This is a genomic window from Zavarzinia sp., from assembly GCF_049306435.1.
GTDB lineage: Bacteria > Pseudomonadota > Alphaproteobacteria > Zavarziniales > Zavarziniaceae > Zavarzinia.
In genome coordinates this window covers 1-1,754 of sequence record NZ_JBAQRT010000348.1, presented here as the reverse complement: position 1 = coordinate 1,754, position 1,754 = coordinate 1, and the positions used below count along the sequence as shown (strand labels likewise).

The window sequence follows — 1,754 nt, the reverse complement described above, 5'->3', positions numbered from 1 at the left end:
GGCCAGTTCCGCGCCCAGCGCCGCCCCCGAGCGGGCATCGAGACGATAACGCCGGTTGGAGCCGCCGAGGAGAACACCGATCAGCGGCCGGGGCATATGGGCGAGGCGGTCGCGCCATTGCGCGGCGCCGGCCTCGATCTTCGCCAGGGTGACCCGGTGCAGGCCCGCCCTGGTCTCGACGACATTGCCGCCCGCCAGCCGGTCGTGGCGGGGTGCGACGACGACATCGAACAGGCCGAGCGGCATCTTCGGATTCTGCAGATGGACGAGGCGGGTGCGCCCGCCGCTGGCCTTGCGGATGGCGACGGCGAGGGGCGCCGCGACATTGCCGGTCGAGATCACGAGATCGGGCCAGGGCGGGGTCAGCGGGTCGCTGTCCGCCGTCGGCGCCTTCAAGGGACAGGGCCAGAGCCGGCCGGGCAGCCAGTCCCACGGCCGGCGCGCCCGCGCCCGCTTCACCGCGTAAGGCAGGCCGAGAGCCTCGGCAAGGCCGACGACCTGGGTTTCCATCCCGGCGTGGCCTTCGCTGAGGCACCAGACAAGAGCCGGCGCCGCTGCCGGCGACAGGGCCGTCGTCACCACCACTCTCCCCGCCGGACGCGATGGAACAGAACCCGCGCCGGATCTTCGGCGCAGAGGTTTCCGCGCGCCGTATCTTCGGCGCAGAGGTTTAACGAGACCGGCGCCCGGCACAAGCCCGCAATTTCCAATAGGAACATGCGGCGGCGCCGCCGGCCCGCTATAAGACGGCATGACCGCCTCCGCCCTGCCCCGGCCGGCCCCCGCCTGGGCCTTGCCCGCCCTCGCCCTCGGCGCCGCCTTCATCGGCGGCTCGCCGATCTTCGTGCGCCTGTCCGAACTCGGCCCGACGGCGACCGCGTTCTGGCGCCTCGCCCTCGCCCTGCCGCTCTATTACGCCTGGATGAAGATCGCCGATCATCGCCGGGGGGCGCCGCCGCCCCCGCTGGCGCCCGGCTCGCGCCGCAGGCTGATCCTGGCGGGCCTGCTGTTCACCGGCGACCTGTTTTCCTGGCACTGGTCGATCCACATGACGAGCGTCGCCAATTCGACGCTGCTGGCCAATTTCGCCCCGGTCTTCGTCGTCTTCGGCGCCTGGCTGCTGTTCGGCGACCGGCCGCGACCGGTGTTCCTCGCCGGTCTCGCCCTGACCGTGGCCGGCGCCGCCTGCCTGATCGGCGAGAGTTTCTCGATCGGAACGCAGAATGCCGCGGGCGACGGCCTCGCCCTCGTCACCGCTTTCTTTTTCGGCACCTATCTTCTCGCCGTGAAGGACCTGCGCGAGCGTCTCGACGCGCCCCGGCTGATGCTCTGGTCGAGCGTCGTCACCGCCGCCGCCCTGCTGCCCCTTGCCCTCGTCACGGGCGAATCGATCCTGCCGACGAGTCTCGAGGGTTTCCTTGTCCTGCTGGGCCTTGCCTGGATCAGCCAGGCCCTGGGCCAGGGCCTGATCGCCGAAGCCTTCGGCCACCTGCCGGCGGGTTTTTCGTCCCTCGTCATCCTGATCGAGCCGCTGTCGGCCGCCATCCTCGGCTGGGTGCTGCTGGGCGAGGCGCTGGGGCCATGGCAGGCACTGGGCGGTGCCCTGATCCTGTTCGGGATTTTCGTCGCGCGGCGGGGCAGCTGAGCATGGCCGGCGACGACCCCCGCCACCTGATGTTCGCCGCCGCCCTGGCCGCCGCCGATGCCGGGGCGGCGACCCTGCGCCATCTGCCGCCGGTGCCCCGGGGCCGTAC

At 71.9% G+C, this 1,754-nt stretch carries 2 protein-coding genes; one reads left to right on the top strand and one right to left on the bottom strand.

Translation table 11 applies throughout. The features are described from left to right. The coding region (locus tag WAZ62_RS20270; RefSeq protein WP_422645352.1) for a mitochondrial fission ELM1 family protein at positions 1-579 on the bottom strand (579 nt) is incomplete at its 3' end. 172 nt (positions 580-751) lie between these two features. On the opposite strand from WAZ62_RS20270, the gene WAZ62_RS20265 reads away from it, so the two are divergent. After that, positions 752-1,645 (top strand): DMT family transporter, encoded by an 894-nt coding sequence (locus WAZ62_RS20265; protein WP_422645351.1) that lies wholly within the window; start codon positions 752-754, stop codon positions 1,643-1,645. Positions 1,646-1,754: the final 109 nt, after the last annotated feature.

Bases quoted from the DNA above. Each gene is read 5' to 3' on its own strand.
- WAZ62_RS20265 (WP_422645351.1), top strand. From the start codon at position 752: ATGACCGCCTCCGCCCTGCCCCGGCCGGCCCCCGCCTGGGCCTTGCCC.